This is a genomic window from Trujillonella humicola (genome assembly GCF_046233715.1).
Lineage (GTDB): Bacteria > Actinomycetota > Actinomycetes > Mycobacteriales > Geodermatophilaceae > Trujillonella > Trujillonella humicola.
Genome location: NZ_JBJNRJ010000061.1, coordinates 1 through 24,319, shown reverse-complemented (window position 1 = coordinate 24,319; position 24,319 = coordinate 1). Strand labels below are relative to the sequence as shown.

At 72.9% G+C, this 24,319-nt stretch carries 25 protein-coding genes; 11 read left to right on the top strand and 14 right to left on the bottom strand.

Features of this window, described 5'->3' with window-relative positions; all coding sequences use genetic code 11:
* Position 1: 1 nt before the first annotated feature.
* The 9 genes from ACK586_RS21860 to ACK586_RS21820 all read right to left on the bottom strand — a co-directional run bounded on the left by ACK586_RS21860 (position 2) and on the right by ACK586_RS21820 (position 9,352).
* Positions 2-703, bottom strand: coding sequence for a PIG-L deacetylase family protein (locus tag ACK586_RS21860; RefSeq protein ID WP_409332621.1), 702 nt, complete (start codon positions 701-703; stop codon positions 2-4).
* Complete coding sequence (locus tag ACK586_RS21855) at positions 703-1,911, bottom strand: glycosyltransferase family 4 protein (RefSeq protein WP_409332620.1); 1,209 nt, start codon at positions 1,909-1,911, stop codon at positions 703-705. The genes ACK586_RS21860 and ACK586_RS21855 overlap by 1 nt, the downstream gene beginning before the upstream one ends.
* Positions 1,908-2,744, bottom strand: a complete 837-nt coding sequence (locus ACK586_RS21850) for a sugar phosphate isomerase/epimerase family protein (RefSeq protein ID WP_409332619.1) — start codon at positions 2,742-2,744, stop codon at positions 1,908-1,910. Before ACK586_RS21850 ends, ACK586_RS21855 begins: the two co-directional genes overlap by 4 nt.
* Positions 2,741-4,192, bottom strand: a complete 1,452-nt coding sequence (locus ACK586_RS21845) for a YcaO-like family protein (RefSeq protein WP_409332618.1) — start codon at positions 4,190-4,192, stop codon at positions 2,741-2,743. Before ACK586_RS21845 ends, ACK586_RS21850 begins: the two co-directional genes overlap by 4 nt.
* 8 nt (positions 4,193-4,200) lie before the next feature.
* A complete protein-coding gene (locus ACK586_RS21840; protein ID WP_409332617.1) occupies positions 4,201-5,079 on the bottom strand; it encodes an MBL fold metallo-hydrolase in 879 nt (292 codons plus the stop codon).
* Positions 5,076-6,191 (bottom strand): Gfo/Idh/MocA family protein, encoded by a 1,116-nt coding sequence (locus tag ACK586_RS21835; RefSeq protein WP_409332616.1) that lies wholly within the window; start codon positions 6,189-6,191, stop codon positions 5,076-5,078. The genes ACK586_RS21840 and ACK586_RS21835 overlap by 4 nt, the downstream gene beginning before the upstream one ends.
* A gap of 17 nt (positions 6,192-6,208) precedes the next feature.
* A complete protein-coding gene (locus ACK586_RS21830) occupies positions 6,209-7,234 on the bottom strand; it encodes a class I SAM-dependent methyltransferase (protein WP_409332615.1) in 1,026 nt (341 codons plus the stop codon).
* A 4-nt stretch (positions 7,235-7,238) separates the two neighbouring features.
* The gene (locus tag ACK586_RS21825; protein ID WP_409332614.1) at positions 7,239-8,138 is read right to left on the bottom strand and encodes a hypothetical protein; all 900 of its coding nucleotides are present in this window, start codon (positions 8,136-8,138) and stop codon (positions 7,239-7,241) included.
* 98 nt (positions 8,139-8,236) lie between these two features.
* Positions 8,237-9,352 (bottom strand): inositol-3-phosphate synthase, encoded by a 1,116-nt coding sequence (locus tag ACK586_RS21820; RefSeq protein WP_409332613.1) that lies wholly within the window; start codon positions 9,350-9,352, stop codon positions 8,237-8,239.
* Positions 9,353-9,547: 195 nt separating this feature from the next.
* On the opposite strand from ACK586_RS21820, the gene ACK586_RS21815 reads away from it, so the two are divergent.
* From ACK586_RS21815 to ACK586_RS21780, 8 genes are all read left to right on the top strand, one after another.
* Positions 9,548-10,531, top strand: coding sequence for an ABC transporter ATP-binding protein (locus ACK586_RS21815; RefSeq protein WP_409332612.1), 984 nt, complete (start codon positions 9,548-9,550; stop codon positions 10,529-10,531).
* Positions 10,528-11,373: an ABC transporter permease gene (locus tag ACK586_RS21810; RefSeq protein ID WP_409332611.1), complete on the top strand. Its 846-nt coding sequence runs from the start codon at positions 10,528-10,530 to the stop codon at positions 11,371-11,373. The genes ACK586_RS21815 and ACK586_RS21810 overlap by 4 nt, the downstream gene beginning before the upstream one ends.
* Positions 11,370-12,608, top strand: coding sequence for a sensor histidine kinase (locus ACK586_RS21805; RefSeq protein ID WP_409332610.1), 1,239 nt, complete (start codon positions 11,370-11,372; stop codon positions 12,606-12,608). Before ACK586_RS21810 ends, ACK586_RS21805 begins: the two co-directional genes overlap by 4 nt.
* A complete protein-coding gene (locus ACK586_RS21800; RefSeq protein WP_409332609.1) occupies positions 12,605-13,237 on the top strand; it encodes a response regulator in 633 nt (210 codons plus the stop codon). Before ACK586_RS21805 ends, ACK586_RS21800 begins: the two co-directional genes overlap by 4 nt.
* Entirely contained in the window at positions 13,234-13,722 is a 489-nt protein-coding gene (locus ACK586_RS21795; protein WP_409332608.1) for a GNAT family N-acetyltransferase, read from the top strand. The genes ACK586_RS21800 and ACK586_RS21795 overlap by 4 nt, the downstream gene beginning before the upstream one ends.
* 68 nt (positions 13,723-13,790) lie before the next feature.
* Positions 13,791-14,333 (top strand): glutathione peroxidase, encoded by a 543-nt coding sequence (locus ACK586_RS21790; protein WP_409332607.1) that lies wholly within the window; start codon positions 13,791-13,793, stop codon positions 14,331-14,333.
* Between the two features lie 139 nt (positions 14,334-14,472).
* On the top strand, positions 14,473-15,546 hold the full coding sequence (gene ychF, locus ACK586_RS21785; protein WP_409332606.1) for a redox-regulated ATPase YchF: 1,074 nt from the start codon (positions 14,473-14,475) through the stop codon (positions 15,544-15,546).
* A gap of 406 nt (positions 15,547-15,952) precedes the next feature.
* The gene (locus ACK586_RS21780; RefSeq protein WP_409332605.1) at positions 15,953-16,966 is read left to right on the top strand and encodes a hypothetical protein; all 1,014 of its coding nucleotides are present in this window, start codon (positions 15,953-15,955) and stop codon (positions 16,964-16,966) included.
* 114 nt (positions 16,967-17,080) lie between these two features.
* On the opposite strand, the gene ACK586_RS21775 is transcribed toward ACK586_RS21780, so the two are convergent.
* The 4 genes from ACK586_RS21775 to ACK586_RS21760 form a co-directional block, all read right to left on the bottom strand.
* Complete coding sequence (locus ACK586_RS21775) at positions 17,081-17,773, bottom strand: AbiV family abortive infection protein (protein WP_409332604.1); 693 nt, start codon at positions 17,771-17,773, stop codon at positions 17,081-17,083.
* 228 nt (positions 17,774-18,001) lie between these two features.
* The gene (locus ACK586_RS21770; protein ID WP_409332603.1) at positions 18,002-19,102 is read right to left on the bottom strand and encodes a tyrosine-type recombinase/integrase; all 1,101 of its coding nucleotides are present in this window, start codon (positions 19,100-19,102) and stop codon (positions 18,002-18,004) included.
* A 131-nt stretch (positions 19,103-19,233) separates the two neighbouring features.
* Positions 19,234-19,443, bottom strand: a complete 210-nt coding sequence (locus ACK586_RS21765; RefSeq protein ID WP_409332602.1) for a helix-turn-helix transcriptional regulator — start codon at positions 19,441-19,443, stop codon at positions 19,234-19,236.
* Between the two features lie 136 nt (positions 19,444-19,579).
* On the bottom strand, positions 19,580-19,843 hold the full coding sequence (locus tag ACK586_RS21760; protein ID WP_409332601.1) for a hypothetical protein: 264 nt from the start codon (positions 19,841-19,843) through the stop codon (positions 19,580-19,582).
* 948 nt (positions 19,844-20,791) lie between these two features.
* Between ACK586_RS21760 and ACK586_RS21755 the strand changes: the two genes are divergently transcribed.
* Both ACK586_RS21755 and ACK586_RS21750 read left to right on the top strand, forming a co-directional pair.
* Positions 20,792-21,181 (top strand): hypothetical protein, encoded by a 390-nt coding sequence (locus ACK586_RS21755; RefSeq protein WP_409332600.1) that lies wholly within the window; start codon positions 20,792-20,794, stop codon positions 21,179-21,181.
* Positions 21,182-21,421: 240 nt separating this feature from the next.
* Positions 21,422-22,024: an Ltp family lipoprotein gene (locus tag ACK586_RS21750; RefSeq protein WP_409332599.1), complete on the top strand. Its 603-nt coding sequence runs from the start codon at positions 21,422-21,424 to the stop codon at positions 22,022-22,024.
* A gap of 425 nt (positions 22,025-22,449) precedes the next feature.
* On the opposite strand, the gene ACK586_RS21745 is transcribed toward ACK586_RS21750, so the two are convergent.
* A complete protein-coding gene (locus tag ACK586_RS21745) occupies positions 22,450-22,650 on the bottom strand; it encodes a hypothetical protein (protein ID WP_409332628.1) in 201 nt (66 codons plus the stop codon).
* Between the two features lies 1 nt (position 22,651).
* On the opposite strand from ACK586_RS21745, the gene ACK586_RS21740 reads away from it, so the two are divergent.
* Positions 22,652-23,026 carry a hypothetical protein gene (locus ACK586_RS21740; protein ID WP_409332629.1) on the top strand — a complete coding sequence of 125 codons (375 nt, stop codon included), beginning with the start codon at positions 22,652-22,654 and terminating at the stop codon, positions 23,024-23,026.
* Positions 23,027-24,319: the final 1,293 nt, after the last annotated feature.

Sequence of the window (24,319 nt, the reverse complement as noted above, 5' to 3'; positions counted from 1 at the left end):
GTCAGCCCAGCAGCGCGCGAGCCCGGTCGCCGGCGAGGAGGACCTCGGGCAGGCCCGCCAGCGCCGTCCGCATGCCGTCCGCCCCGCCGAACTGGAAGCCGAGCTGGGTGGCGTAGCAGGCGCACGCCTCGGCGCGCCGGTCGAGGTCCTGCGGCAGGCGCAGCGGCGCCAGCCCGCCGGGCAGGCCCGCCCCGGGGACGGCGGCCGGGTCGCGCAGCACGTACGGGCTGTCCCGCCACCACAGGGTCGGCCGGTCGAGGGCGGCGACCGCGCGCAGCACCTGCAGGTGGTCGACGTGCCCGCCCAGGGCCTGCGGAGCCAGCCAGAGGTCGGCGTCGAGGGCCCGCAGCGCGTCGACGACGGCGCGCCACACGTCGTCGCCGTCGTGCACCCCGGCGAAGAGGTCCGGCGCGCTGTCGTACCCGCGGTGCGGCGCCTCCGGCAGCGGCAGGTGCACCGGCGTCGCACCCAGCACGGCCGTCGCCGCGGCGTCCTCGGCCCGGCGCAGCGCCATGTAGTCGGCGTCGACGGGCAGGCCCTTGTCCAGCTGGCAGGCCAGCGCGAAGCCGGTGGGATCGGGCACGGTCGCGGTGAAGCAGGTGACCACCGTGACCTCGTGCCCGGCGCCGGCCAGCGCGGCGAGCGTGCCGCCGGCGGAGAACGCGGCGTCGTCCAGGTGCGGGCTGACCGCCAGGACCCGCATCAGAGGAGGTGCGCCGCCGACCGGAACCGGCAGGAGAGGTCGACCCCGGAGGGCATCGACCAGTCGAGGTCCGGTGCGGTGCCGGCCAGCTCGGTGTAGACGGCGTCGACCGACCGGGCCAGCACCGGCCAGGAGTACAGCCGGCGCACCTCCTCCAGCGCCGTCGTCGCCAGCCGCGCCCGCAGCGCCGCGTCGCCGAGCAGCCGGTCCAGCGCCTCGCGCAGGCCGGCCACGTCGCCCGGCTCGTGCAGCAGCCCGTTCTCCTCGTGCCGCAGGCAGTCCACGACCCCGACGCTGTCCGTGCTCACCGTGGGCAGCCCGCTGGCCATCGCCTCGAGCAGGGTGTTGCTGAAGCCCTCGCTGTAGGTCGGGCTGACGAAGACGTCGGCGCTCCGGTAGACCGCCGGCGCCTCGTCGGGGGGCACGTAGCCCAGGAACGTCGTCCGGTCGTCGGCACGTGCCCTCGCCTCGTCGAGGTCCGGGCCGATGCCGGAGACGACCAGGCGGACGCCGTCGGGCAGCGCCTCCAGCAGGTCGAGCACGCCCTTGCGGCGATCGACCCGGCCGTGGAAGAGCAGCACCGGCGGGTCCTGCAGGGTCCCGAGCGGCCGCTCGGCCGGGGTGAACCGGCGGGTGTCGGTGGCGCCGGGGACGATCCGGAAGCGCGCCGGGTCGCTGCCCAGGTTGGCGACCACCTCGTCGCGGAAGCTGGCGCTGCCGATGAGCACCGCCCCCGACCGGTCGACGACGGCGCGCATCGCCTCGGCGTGCGTGGTGCAGCAGGCGCCCACCCAGTGCCCGTCGCCGCCCTGGATGCTCACCACGCTCGGCAGCCCGGTGCGGCGCGCGGCCTCGAGCACGGCCAGGCCGGGCGGGTACCCGTACTGGGCGTGCAGCACGTCGAACGGGCGCCGCTCGTGCAGCCCGACGACGGTGCGCACGATCTCGGCGATGTCGCCCTCCCAGTCGGCGGGGACGACGGTCTCGCCGCGGCTGGGCAGCGCCACCACCTCGACGCCGGCGGGCACCCGCTCGGGCGGGGGCGGGCCGCCGCCGTAGACGCGGGTGCCCGCCTCGTCGTCCCGGTACTGGCCGACCAGCGTCACCTCGTGGCCGAGCGCGACGAGCTCGCGCAGCAGGTTCTCCGCGTACACGCTCATCCCGCTGACCGCCGGCCAGTAGCGCCGGCTGACGAAGCAGATCCTCACGTCGCCTCCTCGGCGGAACGCAGCGTCGCCATCGCCCGCGGCACCATCTCGTGCGCGCGGTGCCCGTCGCGGGAGAGTTCGAGGGTGACCAGCCGGTCGAAGGCGGCCTCCCGCAGCGCCCGCAGCACCGCGGGCAGGTCGACGTCCCCCTCGTCCAGCGGCAGGTGGTCGTGCACGCCGCGGCGCATGCCCTCGACGGCGACGGTGCCCAGGTGCGGCGCGAAGGCCGCCACCGCCTCCTGCGGCTCGTAGGCGCCGGAGACGACGCAGTGGCCGGTGTCCAGCGCCAGCGTGATGCCGGGGACCTCGGCGGCCAGCCGCGCCCAGTCGTCGCAGTCCTCGACCAGCATCCCCGGCTCGGGCTCGACGGCGAGCGCGAAGCCCCGGCCGCCGGAGCTGTCGACCAGCGCGCGCACGCCGTCCACCACCCAGCCCCACGCCTCGCCCCGGTCGACCCCCGGCTTCGGCACCCCCGCCCAGAAGCTCACGGCCTCCGCGCCGAGCACCTCGGCGAGGTCGCAGGCCAGCTCCAGGTAGGCCAGCCGGCGCTCCCGGCCCTCCGCCGAGGCGGTGACCAGGGTCGGCTCGTGCTTGACCCGCGGCTCGAGCAGGTACCGCGCGCCGGTCTCCACGACCACGCCCAGGCCCAGCTCGTCGCAGCGTGCCCGCACCCGCTCGGCCTGCGCGAAGGCGTCCGGCGCGAACGGGTCGAGGTGGACGACGTCGAGGGTCAGCGCCACCCCCGCGTAGCCGCAGTCGGCCAGGAACGGCAGCGCGTCGGACAGCCGGTGCGAGGTCAGCCCGTTGGTGTTGTAGGCGTACCGGAGGCTCATCGCGCCAGGACCTCCGCGACCGCGTGCCGTCCCGGCTCCCGGTACAGCGGGTACAGCGCGCCCACCCGCCGGTCGGCACCGGCGCGGTCGAACCAGGCCGGCCCGCCCAGCCGTTCCTGCGCCGCGGCGGTCAGGTGCACCCGGGCCCAGCCGCCGGGATCGGCGCCGACGGAGACGAGCGGCTCGCCCCGGTCGAGCAGCCGGCGCACGCCGCGCTCGCCGATCCGGCCGTAGGACATCGTCTCCACCTCCAGGCCGGGCACCAGCACCTTCGCCGCGACCGCCTCGCCGGCCGAGGGCTGCAGGTCGACCAGCACGTCGAAGCCGGCGTCCTGCACCGCCCCGGTCACGTGCCCGTGCAGGTCGTCCCCGTCGTAGCGCGGCAGGTCGGCCAGCCGCGCGGTCTGCCGGGAGGCGAGCACGGTGCCGCGCAGGAGGTCGGTCAGCGCGGCGGTGCCCCTCCGGGTCCACGCCAGCATCGCCTCCAGCGCGCGGTCCTCCTCCACCAGCCGCTCGGGCGGGTGTCCCGTGCGCCACGAGTCCAGGTAGCCCGGCGGCGTCGCGGGCAGGACCGCCTCGTACGGCCCGTGCATGAACGCCTTGCGGCTGCGCGCGGAGGCGAACTCGTGCAGCGCCTTGCGGACGGCGGTGTCGCGGTCGGGGTGCGCGGCCTCCCCGCACGCGGTGGCCATGACCGGCACCGGCTCCGAGCCGTTGCGCGAGCAGCCGACCGCGTACACGTCCACGACGCCGAACGCCGTGCTCGCCAGCTTCACCATGACGTCGATGCCGGCGGCGTCGAGCCGGTCGAGCAGCGCGAGCGCGTCGGGGTCGCGCAGGCCGGACAGGTCGAGCACGATGCCGCGGTCCATGGCGCGGAAGGCGGTCGCGTTGCCGTCGCGCTGCAGCACCTCGAGCAGCGCGTGGGTGACCGCGCGGTCGGCGTCGAACGCCGCGCCCTGCCCGTTGGTGATCACCGTGGTGAGCCAGCCGCCCGGAGGCGCGGCCCCGGGCAGGTCCTGCGGCGCGGAGGCGACCAGCTCGGCGGGCACGAGCACCCGCTCGCCGTCGCGCAACCGGGTCATCGGCAGCCACTGCAGCGGCCGGTCGTCGTCGTAGTCGCTGCCGGCCTCCAGGCACAGCGTGCGCGGGTCGGCCACCCGATCGGCGCCCTCCCGGCGGACCAGCTCGGCGTAGGAGGCCTCCGTCCGCCGCACGTGCTCGTGCGCCCGGACCGACAGCGCCATCTCCGCCATCTCGCCGAGCGCGCCGGTGCGGGCCTCCTCGCGGGTGGCGCCGTAGCCCAGCCCGCTGCCGCCGGGGTGCCCGGGCGTGGTCGGGAGGACGGCGCTGTGCAGCGGCACGTCGAGCACGTCCAGCCCCTCGATCGCGAACTCCTCGACCGGGACCGGGAACGAGTCCCGGTAGCGCTGCGACGGCGTCGCCACGGTTGCCGTCACAGCTCGGCCAGCGCGACGGGGGAGGCGTCCGGCGGCGCGGCCAGCAGCCGCTGCACCAGGTGGACGACGTGGTCGGTGGTGATTCCGGGGACCATCTCGAACGGCGTCGCGACCGTGCCGAACTCCAGCGCGCCGATCACCGCCAGGTAGTCGCGCAGCTCGCCGTGGGAGAGCGGGATCTGCGCGTGGAAGGCCTTGTGCGCGCTCAGCGCGACCGGGGCGCCGTCGGCGTCGAGGTCCACCTTGAGGGAGTCCCCGCAGAAGAGGACGCCGCGGCGGCGGTCGTGCAGCACCGAGTGGCCGGGGAAGTGCCCGCCGGTGCGGTGCAGCGTCAGGTCCGGGGCCAGCTCGAGCACGTCGTCGGCGGGCCAGGTGACCCGGAAGGCCTTGGTCCACTCCAGGTCCCGGACGCCGACGCACACCACCCGCGGCTCCAGCTCCCGCTGCAGCTGCCACAGCGCGCCGTAGCCGTGCACGTGGCTGGCGCCCAGGACGTCGAAGCCGCCCTTCTCCGCGGCCATCCGGCGCAGCTCGGCGAGCATGCCGTCGGTGTAGAAGGGCGCGCACTCGAAGCCGACCAGGCCGGCGTCGGTCTCGATCACCCAGCCGACGCTGTCGAGCCCGAACCGCGGCGAGGTGCCGAACGCGGTGACGCCGTCCACCGGGGCCGGCCGCCAGTGCCCGGTGACCAGCTCCCCGGCCTGTTTCTCGGTCACGAACTCGAACCCGTGCTGGGGCAGGGCGTTGCGCACGTCGGCGCACACCGGGCAGGTCAGCGGGCCCGGCGCCGGCCAGCGCTGCCAGTGCCCGCAGTTGGTGCAGGCGTAGGCGGGCAGGTCGGGCAGCAGGCCGCGGTAGGGGTTGGTCGCGGTCACGGCGTCCTCTCCGGGATGGGGTCGGCGGATGCACGGCGGAGGGCCTCGACCAGCAGCCGGTGCAGCGCCAGGTCGCGGGCCGCCGGGTGGGGCCACGCGGCGTGGCCGGCCACCGCGGCGCCGAACGCGGCGAACTGGGCGGCGAAGGGGGTCTCGCCGCCGAACGGGACGTCGACGGGGTCGGGCCGGTACAGCGTGAGCGTGCCCCCGGCGGCCTGGCCCATCGTGTCGACGGCGACCGCCAGCCCCCGCGTGCCGACCACCTCCAGCCGGCGGCGGGGGAGCACGTCGGGGGTGTTGTAGGCGACGTGCAGGTCGACGAGGACGCCGCCGGCGGTGCGCCCGGCGAGCAGGGCGCCGTCGTCCACCCCGTAGCCGTGCACCCGGGACTGCAGGGTGGCGGTCAGCTCGACGACGTCCTCGCCGAGCAGCACCCCGGCCAGGTCCAGGCCGTGCGGGGCGAGGTCGATCGCCGCGCCGCCACCGGCCCGGGCCGGGTCGACCCGCCAGTTGTCGTGCGGGCGCCCGTCCGGCGTCCAGTCGGCGGGCAGCCAGCAGCAGTAGACGACCCGGACGGCGGTGACCGTGCCGAGCTCGGGCAGCAGCTCGCGCAGCCGCACGTGCGCCGGGTGCCAGCGCTGGTCGAACGCGGTGCCCAGCAGCACGCCGGCGCGGCCGGCCGCGGCGACGAGGGCCTCGGCGTCGGCGACGTCGGCGGCCAGCGGCTTCTCGCACAGCACCGCCTTCCCGGCCGCCGCCACCGACTCGACCACCGCGCGGTGGGCGGCGTTCGGCACCGCGACGTAGACGGCGTCCAGGCCGGGGGTGGCGAGGAAGGCGCCCAGGTCGGGGGTCGCCGCGGCGCCGGTCGGGGGCACCCGCGCGAGGGCGGCCGGATCGCGGTCGTGGAGGGCGACGACGCGGGCGCCCGGAGCGGCCAGCAGCGCCGGCAGCGCGTGGTCGCGCGCGACCCACCCGCACCCGGCGATCCCCCAGCCGACGGTTCCGACCCCGTCTCCCTCGACGAGATCTGCACACTCGTCGCCATCAGGCCCTGATGGCGACGAGTGTGCAGATCTCGGCGGGGTCGCCGAGCCTCCGCGCGGGGTCACCGAGCCTCCGCGCGGGGTCACCAGGCCTCCGGCAGGTCGACGAGCAGGCGCCGCCGGGCGGCGTCGGCGGGCAGCGGGTCGGGCCAGCGCGGCGGCAGGTACGCCGACCGCGGCCCGTACTCGGCGGCGTAGCGCTCGCTGGGCCAGGTGAGGACGCCGTCCCGGTAGAGCGGGTTGGGGCGCAGCGGGGGCAGGGGTTCGCCGAGGTCCGCGCGCGCCGGGCCGGGCACGGCCCCGGCCACCAGCGCGACGGCCTCGCTGGCGTGCAGGTCGGCGGCGGGCGCCGGCCGCGGTGGGCGGCCGGCCAGCAGGGCGGCGGTGAGCTCCGCGTCGTCGTAGAGCAGGCCCGCGCCCAGCACCGCGGCGTAGCCCTCCGGTGTCAGCGGCGCGCCGTGCGGGTCGGCCACGTGGGCGTGCCCGACGACGACGGTGCCGCCCGGCCCCGCCAGCGCGTGTATCGCCGCGGCCGCCGCCGGCTTGTCGCGCAGGAAGTAGAAGGCGTCGTGGCACATCACGTAGGCCGGCCCGCCGACGGCGAACGGGGGAGCCGCGGTGAGGTCGGCGCACACGTAGCGGGCCGACGGGCAGACGAACCGGCGGGCCAGCCAGAGCTTCGCCCACACGACGTCGACGCCGAGCAGGTCGGCCACACCGCGGCGGGCCAGCTCGCGCAGGTGCGCGCCGATCCCGCAGGCGACGTCGACCACCGGGGCCCCGCCGGGCCAGTGCGCCTGCAGCAGCGCCAGCCCGGCCAGGTGCGTGGGATCGGACCACCGGTGGGCGAAGTAGTCGGCCACCCGCCCCATCCCGAGCAGCGCCATCGCCTCGCGCAGCGTGCGCGCGGCCGGCACCCGGGCCAGCTGCTCCGGCGGCGGGGCCGGCTCGGTCCACCAGTCGTCGGCGTCGGCGAGCAGCAGCACGCGGGCCCGGTCGAGCTCCCCGTGCGCCAGCAGGCCGGTCACCTCGGCGCGCAGGTCGTCGCGGCCGGCGCGGGCGAAGGGGATGCCGTCGACGACGGGCACGTCGAGCGCCGTGCGGGTCACCGCGTCACAGCCCGGCCGCCGCCAGCACGTCGAGGTGGAACGACTGCACCGGCCCGGCGTGCACCAGCTCGAGGTCGTCGAGGGCCTGCTCCGCGGTGAACGCCGCCGCGCAGGCGTGGTGGTGCACCTGCAGCACCCGGTCGAGGACGTCGGCGGCGTGGAAGGCCTGCGACTCCGGTGCGGCGGCGTCGGCGCGCAGGCCCAGCACCGAGCGCAGCCGCCCGGCCAGCGGCGCGGGCAGGGTGTCCAGCTGCGCGGCCTCCAGCGTCTCCAGCACCCGGGGCAGCGCGCCGCCGAGCAGCACCTCGCCGGCGAAGCCCGCGTCGGGCAGGACGACGTTGTGCAGGTGGTGCGCCAGCCCGACCAGGAACGGCACGACCGGGTCGGCGCCGACGACCGGAGCGACCAGCACCCCGTAGACGGCCACGGTCAGGCAGTGGTCGCCGTGGCTCTCCGGCGGTTCCACGATCACGCGGGCCCGGCCGGGCGCGGTGGCCCCGGCGCGGGGCTGGCGGTTGAGCGCTGCGGCCAGCCCCGGCGCCCCGGGGGTGGGCAGCGTGGTGGGCAGCGCCTCGCGCAGCCGCTCGCGCAGGACGTCGTCCAGCGGCCCGGAGACCTCGTCGAAGGACCGGCGCAGCACCGCGAGCACCTCGCGGTCGTCGAGCCCGGCGGTCCGCAGCACCTCCCCGTCGATGCCGGCGAGACGGGCACGAGCGACCGCCGCGGCGGTCTCGGACAGCGCGACCGCGGCGGCGTCCTCGCCGGCGGTCAGCCGGCCCCAGGCACGGGAGAAGGCCTGCTCGGCCAGGGAGCCGGGGGCGGCGGCCACCCGCACCCGCTTGGCGTCGCCGATCTCGGCCAGCAGCGGCCGCAGCCGGCCGAGCGCGGCCAGCCCGGCGGTCACCGGGCGCCGGCGCCGAGCCAGTCGAGCAGCACCTGCTCCTGCCGGTGCAGGGCGTGCTCCGCGGCCACGCCGGCAGGGGTCATCGGGGCCTTGAAGAACTACCCCAGCTGCTCCTGCACGCCGCCCTCGCCGCGTTGCTGCGCGAGGTCGGTCAGCCGGGCCAGCTCGAGGGCGAGCGGGGCGGCCAGGATCGAGTCGCGGCACTGGAAGTCGACCTTGACCTGCATGCGCTGGCCGAGGAACCCGACCAGGTCGATCGCGTCCCAGGCCTCCTTCTGGTCGCCGCGCGGCCGGTAGTAGTCGATCCGCACCACGTGGTCCTCGACCGGGTAGCCGAGGATCGAGTCCAGCACGCTGCCCTTGGTCTGCAGCTTGCTGTTCAGCGAGTCCGGGTCGTCGAGGGCCAGGCCGTCGCGGTTGCCCAGGATGTTGGTCGAGTACCAGCCCTCGACGGTCAGCGCCCGGCTGCGGAAGGCCGGCGCGAGCACCGTCTTCATCATCGTCTGGCCGGTCTTGCCGTCCTTGCCGGCGAGCGGCACGCCGCGCTGCTCGGCCAGCTGCACGAGCGCGGGGACGTCGGCGGCCAGCGAGGGCGTGAAGTTCACGTAGCCGACGCCCTCGGTGATCGCGGCGTAGGCGTAGACCATGGCCGGGGTGATCGACCGGTCGTCGGCGTCCAGCCCGGCCTCGAAGGCGGCGGCGCTCTGCAGCGCGGGCGCCGCCGGGTCGGGCCAGCGCTCGGTGGAGGCGAGGTTGACCAGCACCAGGCCGTCGAGGGACTGCTCGGCGCGGAACCGGGCGAGGTCGGCGCGCACGGCGTCGGCCTGCGCGCGCCGCGTCTCGGCCAGCAGCACGTTGCCCCCGCTGACGTTGCGGCAGAAGTCGGCGTCGCCGGCCGCCGGCCACGGCGTGACCCGCGACAGCGCCGGCTCCACCAGGCCCAGCTGCCGGTGGTCGAGGACGGCGTGCTGCTCGGCGGCCTTGTACAGGTCCGAGCCGTCCAGGTCCCAGCCGGCCACGACCAGGTCGGCGTAGTCGGCCATCCCGGTGGCCTCGACGACGGGCACCCCGTCGAGGTCCAGCCCGGCCAACGGCAGACCGTCGGGTTCGGTGGCGCCCTGGCGGAGCAGCTCCAGCCCCGCCACGGCCGTCGTGGCGACCGCCCCTCCCAGCCCGACGACGGCGATCCCGACGCGACGCGTACCAGCAGACAACGGACGACCCCCAGTTGTGCGGTAGAAGGTGGTGCGCGATCGAGCCTCGCACAGGTGGATGGGGGCCCGCTCCTCGACGGCTCGACCGAACAGGGGGCGCCCGGCCGGCGGACCCCCGCCGTCCACCGACCGGTGGACGGCGGATCGGTGGCTCGGCGGTCCCCCCGGCTGCCGCGGCCGGACAGGCTCGTGGTCATGACGACGACGCAGACGGCGCCCCGCCCCGCGGACCGGGCGCATCCCGGAGGAGAGCCGGCCGTGCGGGTGCGCGGCCTGGTCAAGCGCTACGGCGGCCGCACGGTGGTCGACGGCCTGGACCTCGACGTGCACCGCGGGGAGTGCTTCGCCCTGCTGGGGCCCAACGGCGCGGGCAAGACGACCACGGTGGAGGTCCTCGAGGGGGTGCGCCGCCGGGACGCCGGAGAGGTGGCGGTGCTGGGGGAGGACCCGGCCACCGCCGGCCGCGCCTGGCGCGACCGGGTCGGCGTCGTCGGGCAGACCACCGGCGCCGGCAACGCGCTGACGGTGCGCGAGACCCTCGACCACTTCGCGGGCTACCACGGTCTGCCGCGCGACACCGCCGAGCTGCTGGACGCCGTGGGCCTCACCGAGGCCGCGGGCCGCCGCGTCGATCGGCTCTCCGGCGGCCAGCGCCGGAGGCTGGAGGTGGCGCTGGGGGTCCAGGGCCGGCCCGAGCTGGTGTTCCTCGACGAGCCCACCACCGGGATGGACCCGGTGGCCCGCCGGCAGTTCTGGGCGCTGGTCGAGGGCATGCGCGACGCGGGGACGACGGTGCTGCTGACCACCCACTACCTCGACGAGGCCGCCCACCTCGCCGACCGCGTCGGGGTGCTGGCCGGTGGCCGGCTGGTCGAGGTCGCGCCCCCGGCCGAGCTCGGCGCGGCGCTGCGCCGGACCGCGACGGTCCGCTGGCGGGAGGGCGACGCGGTCCGCGAGGTGCGGACGCCCGAGCCCGCCGCCGTCCTGCGCGACCTGCTGGCCGCGCACCCGGCCGGCGAGGTGCCCGGCCTGACCGTCACTCGCCCCGGACTGGAGGACGTCTACCTGCAGCTCGTCGGCGCCGGCGCGGCCGAGACCCCGGCCGGGACCCCCGCCGAGACCCCCGCTGCGACCCCCGCCGCGACCCCCGCCGCGACCCCCGAGGGAGACCCCCGATGACCACCCCGACGACCACCCCGTCGGCCGCCCCGACCAGCGCCCGGCCCGCCCCGCCGTCGGCCACCGCGATCGGCCTGGCGCGCACCCGCCTGGAGCTGCGGCTGTTCCTGCGCGACCCCGCGCAGGTGCTGTTCTCCTTCGCCTACCCGGTGGTGATGCTGCTGATCTTCGCCTCGGTCTTCGCCGACCAGGACACCCCCAGCGGCGTCCCGTTCCCGCAGTACTTCTTCGCCGGCATCGCCGCCACCGGCATCATGCTGACCAGCTTCCAGGCCGTCGGCATGGGCATCGCCGAGGAGCGCGAGCGCGGTGACCTCGCCCGGTTGCAGACCCTGGGCACCCCGGCCGTCGGCTACTTCGCCGGCAAGGCGGGCCAGGTGCTCGTCACCACGGCGGCGCAGCTGGCCGTGCTGCTCACCGTGGCCGCGACGGTCTTCGACGTCTCCCTGCCCACCGACGCCGGGCGCTGGGTCACCTTCGGCTGGGTCGTCGTCCTGGGTGCGACGGCCGGCACCGTCCTCGGCATCGCGGTCTCCGCGCTCGGGGGCAGCTCCCGCGCCATCGGCAACGGCATCACCGCCTCCGCCGTCGTCCTCCAGTTCTTCTCCGGCGTCTTCTTCGTCTACTCCGAGCTGCCGGGCTGGATGCAGCAGGTGGCCTCGCTGCTGCCGCTGAAGTGGATGGTGCAGGGCATGCGGTCCGTGTTCCTGCCCGACGGCGCCGCGGCGGTCGAGCCGGCCGGCAGCTGGGAGCACGGCGCCACTGCCGCGGTGCTGGCCGCATGGGTGATCATCGGAGCCGTGCTGTGCGCCCGGACCTTCCGCTGGCGGCGCCCCGCATGACCTGGACGCGCCGGCTCGCCGCCGCCGTCCTCCCCCCGCGGGAGGTCGGCGGCGGCGAGCCGCTGTCCGCCCGCGGGTGGCAGGTGACCGTCGTGGGGATGCACGTCATCTCGGCCCTGCTGTGGGGGCTGGCCGTGCTGGCGACCCTGGCCGGCGACGCGGTCGACGACGGCGCCCGGGGTCCGGCGCTGGCCGTGCTGGCGGTCCTCGGCGTGGCGTACGCGCTCGCCGGCGGGCCGGCGATCGGCGGCGGCCGGCCGGTGCGCAGCCTGGTCTACCTGACCGTGCTGGTGACCGCGTTCGGCTTCCTGGGCTGGCTGGCGCCCTCGCTGCTCTTCCTGCTCTTCCTCGCCTACCCGCAGGTCTGGTTCGCCGTGCAGGGCACGCGGGTCGGGGTGGTCTGGACGATCCTGCTCGCCGTCTCCAGCGCGGTGGGCCCGGTGGTGGCGGGGACGTCGGGCCGCGCGACGGGAGAGGCGGTGCGGGAGACGGCGATCGGGCTGCTGTTCAGCCTCGCGCTGGGCCTGTGGGTGAGCCGGGTGCTGCAGCAGAGCGCCGAGCGGGCCGAGCTCATCGAGTCGCTGGAGCGGACGCGGTCGGAGCTGGCCACCGCCGAGCGGGAGCGCGGGGTGGTGGAGGAGCGCGAGCGGCTGGCCCGCGAGGTGCACGACACCCTCGCGCAGGGCTACACGAGCATCGTCGTCCTCGCGCAGAGCGCCGCCGCGCAGGTCGGGACGGACCCGGCCACCGCCCGCGACCGGCTGCGGCTCATCGAGGAGGTCGCCCGCGACAACCTGGCCGAGGCGCGGGCCGTGGTCGCCGCGTTCCGGCCGGTGGCGCTGGACGGGTCGACGCTGGTGGAGGCGCTGGAGCGGCTGGCCGGGCGCTTCGCGCGGGAGACCGGCCTGGCGGTGCGGGTCGACACCGCCGCGCTCGGCGAGGGCCTCGCCCTGCGCCGGGACGAAGAGGTCGTGCTGCTGCGCGGGGCGCAGGAGGCGCTGACCAACGTGCGCCGGCACGCCGGCGCCAGCGCCGTGGTGGTCCGGGTGGCCCGGATCGGCGGGCAGGTGTCGGTGCACGTCGAGGACGACGGCGTGGGCTTCGACTCCACCGCGGTCACCGGCGCGGGGCTGGAGGGCCTGCGCGGGCGGGTGGAGCAGGTGGGCGGCGAGGTGGACGTCGCGTCGGCGCCGGGGGAGGGGACGCGGGTGACCGTCCGGGTGCCGGGCTCGTGATCCGGGTGCTCGTGGCCGACGACCACCCGGTGGTGCGCGGCGGGCTGGTCGGCTGGCTGGACGCGCAGCCCGACCTCACGGTGGTGGGGGAGGCCGGCGACGGGCTCGAGGCCCTGGCCCGCGTGGCGGAGCTGGCGCCGGACGTCGTCCTCATGGACCTGCGGATGCCGCGGATGGACGGCGTCACCGCGATCGAGCGGCTGGCCGCGGCGCACCCGGCCGTCCGGGTGCTGGTGCTGACCACCTACGACACCGACGCCGACATCACCCGCGCGGTGGCCGCCGGTGCCACCGGCTACCTGCTCAAGGACGCGCCGCTGCCGCAGCTGGCCGACGCCGTCCGCGCCGCCGCCCGCGGGGAGACGGTGCTGGCGCCGCCGGTCGCCGCCCGGCTGGTGTCGCGGCTGCGCGCACCCGCGGTGGAGGAGCCGACGGCGCGCGAGCTGGAGGTGCTGGCCGGGGTGGCGCGCGGGCTGACCAACGCCGAGATCGGCCGGGAGCTGTTCATCGGCGAGGCGACCGTGAAGACCCACCTGCTGCGGCTGTTCGCCAAGCTCGGGGTCGACGACCGGACCCGCGCGGTCATGGTCGCGGTGGAGCGCGGGCTGCTGCCGCGGCCGGGCGGGTGAGCGTCGTCGTCCGCCGGGCGCGGCCGGCCGACGCGGCGGTGCTGGCCGCGGTGAGCCGGGCGGCGATCGAGCAGTCCGCGGCCGGGCACTACACGCCCGCGCAGCGGGCGGTGTGGGCCCGCCGGCGGACCGAGGCGGCGCACGCCCGGTACATCGAGGTGACGGTCGTCCTCGTCGCCGAGGCCGGCGGGGAGGTCGCCGGGTTCGCCTCGCTGGCGGTGGAGGCGGTGGACGGGCTGGTCCCGGGGGAGGTGGACCAGTTGTTCGTCGCGCCGGCGGCGGGCGGGCGCGGCGTGGCCCGGGCACTGCTGGCCGAGATCGAGGCCGTGGCGCGGGCTGCCGGGATCCGGTCGCTGGTCACCCACGCGTCCTGGCGGGCCGCGCCGGTGTTCGCCCGGCGCGGCTGGCGGGAGGACGAGGTGGAGACCGTGGCCGTGGACGGCGAGGAGCTGACCCGCGTGCGGATGACCACGGAACTCGCCTGAACGGGAGGAACACGCGGGGATCTGGTAGGGCTTGCGGTTGCAGCCGACTCCAGCGAGAGGACCAGCGCATGAAGACCCACGACTTCACCGTCGACGCCGCCGACGGCAGCACCCAGCGCCTCAGCGACTACGCGGGAAAGGTCCTGCTGGTCGTCAACACCGCCAGCAAGTGCGGGCTGACGCCGCAGTACGAGGGTCTGCAGCAGCTGTACACGCGCTACCGGGACCGGGGCCTGGAGGTGCTCGGCTTCCCGTCCAACCAGTTCATGGGCCAGGAGCCGGGCACGAACGAGGAGATCCAGGAGTTCTGCTCGACCCAGTACGGCGTGACCTTCCCGGTCTTCGCCAAGGTCGACGTCAACGGCGAGGACGCCCACCCGTTGTGGTCCTACCTGCGCGCGGCCGACCCCGGTGACTTCTCGGCCGAGACCGCGCCGGGCCTGTACGACCACATCGCGAAGATGCGGCCGGAGGCGATCGGCACCGACGAGGTGAAGTGGAACTTCACCAAGTTCCTGGTCGGCAGGGACGGCGAGGTCGTCCGCCGCTACGAGCCGACGGTGCAGCCGGCGCAGATCGAGGCCGACATCGAGGCGGCGCTGGCCGCCTGATCCGGCGCCGCCACCCGGGAACGCCCTGCCGGCTCCAGGCTGTGCCATCCGCCTGGGCCGGCGGGCGTTCGCGATGGCGGACGCCGTCGGCTCCGTGGAGGCCACGGGCCGAGCGGTCGCCCACGTAGGCTGGCTGCCCGTGAGTCTCACCATCGGGATCGTCGGTCTGCCCAACGTCGGCAAGTCCACGCTCTTCAACGCGCTGACCAAGAACGACGTCCTGGCGGCGAACTACCCCTTCGCCACGATCGAGCCCAACGTCGGCGTGGTGGGCGTGCCCGACCCCCGGCTGGGGCGGCTGGCGGAGCTGTTCTCCTCGCAGAAGGTCATCCCTGCCACGGTGTCCTTCGTCGACATCGCCGGCATCGTGCGCGGCGCCAGCGAGGGGCAGGGGCTGGGCAACAAGTTCCTGGCCAACATCCGCGAGAGCGACGCGATCTGCCAGGTGATCCGGGTGTTCACCGACCCCGACGTCGTGCACGTCGAGGGCAAGGTCTCACCCGCCGACGACATCGAGACGATCAACACCGAGCTCGTGCTGGCCGACCTGCAGACGCTGGAGAAGGCGATCCCGCGGCTGGAGAAGGAGGCCCGCAAGGACAAGGAGCGGGCCAAGCTGCACGAGGCCGCCGTCGCCGCGTCGGAGGTGCTCAACACCGGGCAGACGCTGTTCGCCGCGGGAGTGGACACCGAGCCGCTGCGCGAGCTGTCGCTGCTGACGACCAAGCCGTTCCTCTACGTGTTCAACGTCGACGCCGACGAGCTGGCTAACGAGTCGCTGATCACCGAGCTGCGGGAGCTCGTGGCGCCGGCCGAGGCGATCCTGCTCGACGCGAAGACCGAGGCCGAGCTCGCCGAGCTGCCCGCCGAGGAGGCCGCCGAGCTGCTGGAGTCGATCGGGCAGAGCGAGCCGGGCCTGGACCAGCTGGCGAAGGTCGGCTTCCGCACGCTCGGCCTGCAGACCTACCTGACCGCCGGGCCCAAGGAGGCCCGCGCCTGGACCATCCCGGTCGGCGCCACCGCGCCCCAGGCCGCCGGCGTCATCCACACCGACTTCCAGCGCGGCTTCATCAAGGCCGAGGTCGTCTCCTTCGACCAGCTGATGGAGGCCGGCTCGATGACCGAGGCCAAGGCCAAGGGGTGGGTCCGCATCGAGGGCAAGGACTACGTGATGGCCGACGGCGATGTCGTGGAGTTCCGCTTCAACGTCTGACTGGGCGCATTTCTGCAGGTCAGAGGCTCGTAGGGGTCTCCGAGTCCGCACAGAGTCCGCAACTGTCCGCAACTGTCCGCAAAGAGTTGCTCCGCGGCACGCCTCGTCCGGTCCTCCGCGGTGGGCCAGAGGTGACTGTATGTGTTCAGCGTCGTGGTGGCCGTGGCATGCCCGAGGGCGCTAAGCCGTCATCACGGCGCAGCCTGGGGCGAGAACGCCGAAGGCGAACTAGTTCCGCAGTGCGCCAAGACTCAGTTCCACTCAACCTTCGGCAGGCAACGGCGGTCCGCCAAGGCCCCACGCGGCGACTTCCCGCCAACTGCGTGTGACAACAGCGTTTCCGCGCGACCGGAAGACTGGCACGATCCACCAATACGCGGGACGCCGACGGCGGTAGGGACATCACGTGCGAGGCGATGACGAGGGCCGGGCGGACGACGAACGTGTAGACCAAGCCGCAAACCCACCTCAGGACGTGTCAGGCAGAACGAACAACGACGCGCCGTCGATCCAGATGCTCGTGCGGGTCGGCGACAACTTGCCGCCCGTCCTCCCGACGGACTACACGGTTGCCGTTGGCTTGCTCGCCGAGCTGCTGGAAGGCATTGACAGGCCGCAAGCGTTCGTTCCCCCTGGCCGGCACGTCGGATTTTGTCGGATTTGTGGCACCACTGCGACGCTGACCTTCGAACACATCCCACCCGGCTCGGCGGGCAACAATCGTCGTGCACGCAGTTCGCCGAGCCTGCCGCTGCTAATCTCCGACGAACCACTGAAGTTCCCAAAGACTGGCTGGATCTCGGCGCAGCGCGGGGTTGGTGGGTATGTCCTGTGCAAGCCTTGCAATGAGTTTGTTGGACAGCACTATGTCCCCGAATACGGCCGTCTGGCGGTTGCCTTGCGCCAACAGGTGAATGCCGCATTCGTCGCTCTGGGGCGCGCTGTGGGCGGGCTAGAGCTGGATTTGGGCGGGTGGGCGCTGGGCGACGTGGCCCGTGCGGGGTTGGTGACCTTGATGGACGTCGCCGTTCATGACCGGCTACTGCTTCGCTATCCAGAGCTGATCAACGTCGTGCAGCAACCCGGCACTCCACTGCCGTCGACGCTGCGGCTTGGACTGACAGTCGTGCTTGGCGCACGAGCGCGCCTATCCGGTCCGGTGTGCCGGGTAGATCGGGATGGCTGCATCGTGTTCAGCGAGGCTGCGCTCGCACCATTCAGCTGGACGCTTAGCTTCCTCGAGCCCGGCCTGCGGTCGCTGCCGCAGACTGCCGACGTTTCAGGTTGGCTGCACCACGGCCGGAACCATCGCCCGATGCATGCCCGACTCGAGCTGCCGGTCGGCGCGGTGGTCTCACCGACCCCGGGCGACTACCGACCAGCCTCGCAGATCGCGGCGGACCTTCCCACCGGCAGGTAGCCGAGATCGTCGCCATGGAAGCCCAAGGTTTGACCACCCTGATCAAGCGATGTTGCCCCTCGTCGGAGAGTCGAGTAGGCGGCTTGCTACTTCGTGTCCCCCGCTGGTAGCCGCTTAGTCTGCGCCACCATTTCGCCGGATGAAGTCATGGAACAGTTCGGGATCCGAGTACGGCATCACGGCCCAATGAAGCTCCTCGGCTGAGTCGATCCGACTGGGGTCGGGGCAGTCCTGCTGACGGGTGTGATCCTCGATCAAATGCATCTGTATGACCTTCGCGGCTCTGCGGATCTCGTCAGCCACGCCAGCGTCCGGAACGTGCAATGGCGATGTGATCGAATCGCCCGAACGGTCGACATAAAAGCCTGCCTGCTTATTTAGATTCAGCTGTCTCGCGGCTTCTTCGAATGTCGGTAGGTCGGCAAGCACGTAATACTCGATTCGACGAGCCGGGTCCCAGAAGCCCGCCAGGCCTGACGCGAACTGTTCAGCCACTTGTAGTTTCTGCGCGTGCGGTCGCCGCGTGGAACGTAGTCCTTCAGGGACTTCCACCGGTCCGGGCTCTTTGGGTGCCTGGCCGTAGAGCCCCAGCGGTGCGGTCCATTGCTGCTCAGCGGCCTGGTATAGCCAGCGGGCCTTTGCTAGTTCCTCCATGGAAAGAACCACGAGCGACTGAGCGCGCCCGGGGCTGTCATGAGACGCGAGCAGTGCGGCATCTTTGACCAGGGCGACCGCGTTGGCCATGAGGGCCCTCCACCAGTGGCGCGCGAATTGGGCGTCGATCTGCTCTATTCGCGCGTCGTGCATGCGGGCATCATGCTCCCTAGACCTTTGGCGTTCGGTGTAAGGCGCGGCGTCGGCCTCCTCGACCGGTCAGGAACGCGTAGAAGTAGCTCAGTACGCCGGCAGTCCCTAATAGATGCCGCAGGCGGAACGGAAACGCCTGTCATCTGCAACGCTGGCCAGCAGCAAAGGTGCAGCTCAAGCTGGCGTCTAGCTTGTGTGCACCAACGCCTGACTCGAGCATCCCCCAAGTCAGCGGCTTGTAGCGGTCGCCGAGTCTGCAGAGAAGCCGCAACTGTCCGCAAACAGTTGCTCCGCGGCACGCCTCGTCCGGTCCTCTGCGGTGGGCCAGAGGTGGCTGTAAGTGTTTAGCGTCGTGGTCGCCGTGGCGTGCCCGAGGGCCCGCTGGACGGTGACGACGTCGCAGCCAGAGGCGATCAGCCCTGAGGCGTAGAAGTGCCGGAGGTCGTGCAATTTCACGCCGGCGAGACCCGCTGACTTCAGCGTGGTGCGCCAGCGGTAGCCGATCGAGTTCTGGTGCGGCGGTTCACCGGTTTCTCCAGTGAAGATCCAGTACCCCTCCGGGCAGTACGCGGCGACGTGCTGGGCGAGCAGGTCGACCAGCGACGGGGCGAGGTAGACCTGCCGCTCGCTGCCGTATTTGGGGGCGCGGATGTCGATGCCGCCGCCGGTGGTGCGCTGCACCTGGCGGGCGACGGTGAGCGTGCGGCGGAGGAAGTCGATGTCGCTGACGCGGACAGCGGCCGCCTCACCGAGCCGCAGGCCGGCGAAGGCGCACAGCCCGACGAAGGTGCGGAACGAGTCGTCGGCGGACTGGAGGAGCGTGCCGACCTGGGCCGGCGTGGGCAGGGTCATGGCGGCGGCCGCGCGGCGGCGGCGGGGGAGGGTGACCCCCTCGCTGGGGTCGCGGGGGATGACGCGGTCGGCGACGGCGCCGCGGAGGACGGCGCGGACGTTGTTGGCCCGGGTGTGCACGGTGCCCGGGGCAAGCCCGCGGGTGACCATGGCCTTGACCCACTGCTCGATGTGCGAGCGCCGCAGCGCGCGCATCCGGACGTCGGCGAACGTCGTCGACCGGGCCGCCAGGCCCATCGCCGCCTCGGTACCGGGCGCCCAGATCTGGCGGGCCGACCACTCGGCGTAGAACTCGGCGAAGGACTGCCCGCCGGCGCCCGGATCTACGTAGGCGCCCGTGACCACCGCGGCGGTGACCTCGTCGAGCCAGCGCTGGGCGTCGACCTTCCGGTCGAAGTGCCGGGCGTGCTCCTTGCCGTGCTCGTCCCGGTAGCGCGGCCGGTACTTGCCGTTGGGCAGTCTGGAGATGCTGGCCATGCGCGCTGCCTTCGTCCTCGAGGATCCGGCTCCGGGGCCGGACCATCGGGCATAGCGCGGCATGGGCTCGTTCGGTGGCTGCGGCGGCGATCTGTGGACGGGCCGCGGCCTGTGGACGGGGAGGGCTGGCCTCAGCTGGTCTCGGCGTCCTGCCGTTCGGTGAGCCAGCGGTCGACGTCGCCGCGCCGGTAGAAGACCCGCCGACCGAGCCGGAAGCCGGCCGGTCCGATGCCGAGGTGACGCCAGTAGCGCAGGGTGGCGACCGGAGTCCGCAGGTAGGCCGCTGTCTCCGCGAGCGTGATGAGGTCGTTCCCGGACAGGGACTCGTCGGTGTGCGGCATGTGGATCCTCCGATGTTGGCCAGCGCGGGAGGAGTCGGTGATGACGGCGTCCAACGCCGGTCAACCGAAACCAGCTCAGGTCCAGCGTGTGGCCGCTTCTCCAGTTGACCTGCAGTTCCGGCAACGCCGTCATTGCTCAGCCAGACCGGCCTCTGCGGGCTTGCTTCCGGGCGCGCGCCTGGCGCTGGTGCTCGATGGATCCGTTGCGCACGAAGGGGCGGCGGCGGTATGCCTCGAGGACGGCGCTCAGCACATCAGACAGCTCGAGCAGGTCTCGGTCGTACATGCGGCCGTCGTCTATCTGGCGGGCCAGCTCGGCGAGCAGGGAGGTCCAGTCGCGACGTGTCGGAGTGGCGGGGACAAGCACAGGGACTTCGACGCGCCGCTCGACCACCTGCACGGCGGAGTGGCCTGACGCGGCGGCTCGAGTCTGCTCCCAGGCGCGCTGCCGGCACGTGGCCGAGCACCACTTCGGGATCGGCCCGCGGCTGCGCGGGGTGATCGGTCCGCCGCACCAAGCGCAGGTAGTGGCTGCTTCCCGCCGTCCTGGGGACCGCTGCTTGCTCTCACCGGCGTCCGATCGCTCAGGCTGGCGCTGCGCGCACTCCGCCTTCTGGCGCCGCCGACGCTCGGCTTCTGCGCGTCGTCTCCGGTAGTCCGCCGTGCCGCTGGTGCCCATGCCGTTGAGAGTCCTGACGACCCTCCAGTTACTCGTCACGACGAATTGCGGCTGCCGACGATGCATAAGGTGTGACCCCTCGTGATCTTGAGGACCTCCAGCGCGTCGGCTGGGCACCGTCTCGCGCGTCGCGACTCGGCGATCGTCGGGTGGAGCCTGCGTGCGGACGCGCCTCGGAGGTGTCCCTGAAGGCGGCCTAAGGGACAATTGCGCAGACGCCGAACTAGGATCCGCTCAAGCGCTCCGTCGGGAGTGACATGGCCGCCCGCCATCAGGATGGCGCCGCGGTGCCGGACCGGATGCGAGCCGGTCGAGCACCCCGCATCGAGAGATGCACCGCTATGTCGGCTTGTCAGAAGAAGTGCTACTCGTCCCGTGCTGCTGCTCTTTGTGCACTTGCGGCGGTCCGGAGACGGAGTCTTGAGCGCGGTCGCAAGGCACCTACAGGCGCCTACCTCTGCCCCCGGTGCCGGAGACAATGGCACCTGACGTCGAAGTCGCCGCCCCAGACTCCGCCCTGGCTGAAGAAATGACCTCGCCGGCCTGCGTCCTGAGTGGGCTGTCAAGGAGGTGCGAGCTCGACGCGAGACTGCGGCGGGTCTGCCGATAACCGGAACGAAAGAGTAACGCATCGGGCGTCGAGTGCCGCCCCGTCCTCAAGGAGCGACTGTGCCCCTCGTTCGTCGTATCGGCGCCACCGTGCTCGCCCTCGCCGCCGTCGTCGTGTGGTTCGCGATGGCGCCTGAGGAGTCGAGCGATCGGTCATCTGACATCACGAGCGCATTGGCCGAGTACGAACTGAATGAGGCCCGCACGCAAGGCGCTCCGCAGCAGCAAGTCGTCAATGGATGGGTGCAGAAGGACCTCCTGACGGTCATTGCCCAGCAGCAGAACGACTCCGTGACCGACGAGCGACTGCCTGCGCTGGCCGTGCTGGCCGTATTTGGACTGGCCCTGCACATCGCCACCTCCCCGCGGCCGACTGAGACGGTCAGTGCTGACGCAGTTGCACCAGCCGCGCCGTTCAGCCCCGAGCCGTCTCCTGTTCCGTCGCAGTGAGCCTCCAGCCGGGCAGGACTGCCTCCTCAATTGGCGACGCAGGCGAGGGAGCGCGCTAGTAGAGGCGCGCCGCCTCGACTGGCCGCCGACGCGGACCAGTTTCGACACGGCCCCCATCACTCGTCACCACCACGCTCGGGGGATCCGATGACCACGCCAGCACCGCCGCCACAGCCGGGTCCGAGCGCGCCGCGGAGGCAGCGACCATGGCTCCGGTGGGCCGTCCCCACCGCCGCCCTGGTGGTCGGGATCGGGATCGGCATCGCAGCCGGCGGCGGGGACGGCGCCGACGACGGTGACGTCACGGCGGCGGCTCGATCCGAGGTCCGCGAGCTCCGGGAGCAGCTGGCGACCGCTGAGGAGCGAGCGGACGAGGCAGAGGAGCAGGCAGCCGCAGCGGAGGCCGCCGCCGAGGCGGCGGAGGCCGCGGCGAGCTCCACGCCGCCGCCCCCGCCGTCCGCCCCGGCTCCCGCCCCCACCCCGGCTCCTGCCCCGGCGCCGAGTCGCACCCCGTCGCCGGCTCCGGCTCCGGCTCCTGGGCCGGCGGTGTCGGTCGCACAGGAGCAGGCCGCCCGGTCGGCCCGCCAGTACCTCAACGTGCTGGGCTTCTCGCGGGACGGGCTGGTCCGCCAGCTGGTGTCGTTCGACGGCTACTCGCAGGGCGATGCCGCGGCGGCCGTGGACTCCCTGGGCGTCGACTGGAACGCGCAGGCCGCGCGGTCGGCGCAGCAGTACCTCGACGTCATGGGGTTCTCGCGCAGCGGCCTGGTCAACCAGCTGGTGTCGTTCGACGGGTACACGCGGGCGCAGGCCGAGTTCGGGGCAAGTGCCGTAGGTCTTTGACCGGTCCGCTGACGCCGAAGGTCCCCGTCATCACCCGTGAGGTCGACGACGGGACTTCGCGGCGAGCTGCGTCACCAGCACCTGAATTTGCGCCTGCATGCCTGAAGGTCTGATGACCGCCCACCTGAGGATGTCCCGAAGTGGGCCGCTCAAGGCCACCAGCCAGCTCTGGGACCGTGCGGCCATTTACGCTTGTCCGGCGGTCGCATCGTCAAGGGCCTATGGGAACGAAGGCGCCCGCGCCGCCTCGGTGGCGCGAGTAACTCGCATAGCGAGCGAGCCGGTTCGAGTCCGGCATTCGGTGCGACCGCGTTTGCGTGTGGGCGAAGGTGTGGGTGCTCGGCGGTCGGGCAGACGGCCAGCTAGGCGGGAGCGCCGCTGTCCCTGAGTGGGCCGCTCAGGGCCACTTGCAGCGGCTCCCGCTTCTACCGCGGCGCCGTGCGGACGATTTCAGCCACTTCCTTCGCGCGTTCCCGAGGGTGGGACCAAGGGTTAAGGGCGTCACCCAATGCCCAAGTCAGCACCGACTCACCCTCATGTAGGCGGAGGCGGGCTCCGTTCAGGCCTGGCGTCACGCCCACCACTTGAGCGCGCGGTACCCGCAGTGATCCCCACGGGTTAACCACGATGACCTCCTCCTCGGTCACCTCCAGCCTGGGACGCCACAACACCCACCAGGTGATGAGAGTGAGCAGTGCAGCAGCCGCTGTGTACGCCACTGCTCCCAAGGCGGACGTTCCGGACCAGCGGATCAGCGCGTGTACCCACTGCACCGATGCCCCGAGCGCCGCCAAGACGGCCATCAGCGAGCCGGCGACGCGCCCGGACCTGCTGACACGCCACACGCGGGCGGGCGGTGCGGCTGTGGTCACGAAAGCCATGATGCCGACGGGGCGGCCAGCGCGGTGGGAGGTGTCCTCGATGAGCGTCCGCGTCCAAGCTGCGGAATGGCGCGGCACCGCCCGCTGGCTGTCGGGAGGCAACGTCAAGGAGTATCTCTGACTGCCGAGCCTTCCCCATTCCGAGATCTCGGGGACGGTACTGTCGAACCCGTGGACCCCGCCGAAGCCGTAGAGACAGCAGAGGTAGCGCTTCGGAGTATTGTCCGGCAGATTCTGGGTGCCTCGATGGCTTGAGGGACTTTCGCCCAAAGAGAAGTCAACCGCCGAATATCGCCGAGATGAAGAACCTCGGGAACGCCCCGCCGCAGTGCCGGCGGACGATCTACTGTCCTACGTGGATACGCCGGTACTCACGCGGCTGGTTCTGAATGAGTGGAGTCGGTTCGCTCCGGTCTTCCGGAACCGCGATCGCATAAAGGCATCCTTCAATGCCTTGAACGTCTACCGTCGCCGCGTGGCCCACCACAGACCCCTCCTTCCGTTCGAGCGCGACTTGATCTCCGGCATCGCAGGGATGATCCGCAACGAAGTATCAATATGGCAGCAGGCCCAGGACGGTCCGCAATTCTATGCGCGGATAGAAGCGTCACAGGGGCCTGCAGGGCCTGGCGTACCGGGGGCGCGGTATTCCGCGGCAGGCGTGCGTCCCCCAATTGTCCGCATCGGAGAGACGATCGAGATTACCTGCGACGGCTGGGACCCAAGGGGGCGAGATTTGGAGTGGGCCATCTCCGTCACGCGCGGTGTCTACATATCCTTAGGCGTACCGCCCACTTTTCAGGTGGGACCCAACCGGACAACGCACAAGTGGACAGTGGAAGCCGACCAAGTCTCCCCTGATATCACCGTCGCAATATGGCTTCGCAACGCCTTGCCGTATCGGCGCGACGTGTACAGCTCCGCCGCTGGCGGCTTTGACTTTGATGACGTTGTCCACTTCGCCTTCGAAGTCGAGCCACCGCATTAAGGCAGCGGGTTGGGGCAGGCAGCCAAACTAGGGGACACCCGTGGAGACGCCTTCGCCGAAGGATGAGTCGCGCGAAGGTCGATCAAGCGGTCGGTTGAGGACGTCATCGCCGCCTGCTTTGTCAGCCCGCTGCCGAGGCCGAAGGCTCGGGCCCACACTTCCAGGCCCTCCGCCTCGCTGACTTCACCTCGCACGGCGAGGCATGTCAACGCGTCCACCTTCGAGCTGTGGACGTCACCCGGTGCGCCGGCAGCCAGCAGTCCCTCGGGATCCGCCGCGCTGAGAAGCTGCGAAACTTCCTGCCGAAGTAGCTGTTACCGGTTATGGGGCTCTTCTTACTTGAGGTGGGGGCTGGTCAGGCCGCCGGCGATGAGCAGCATGCGTAGCCGGTAGTTGTCGCGGTTGCGGAAGCCGCGGGCGATGCGG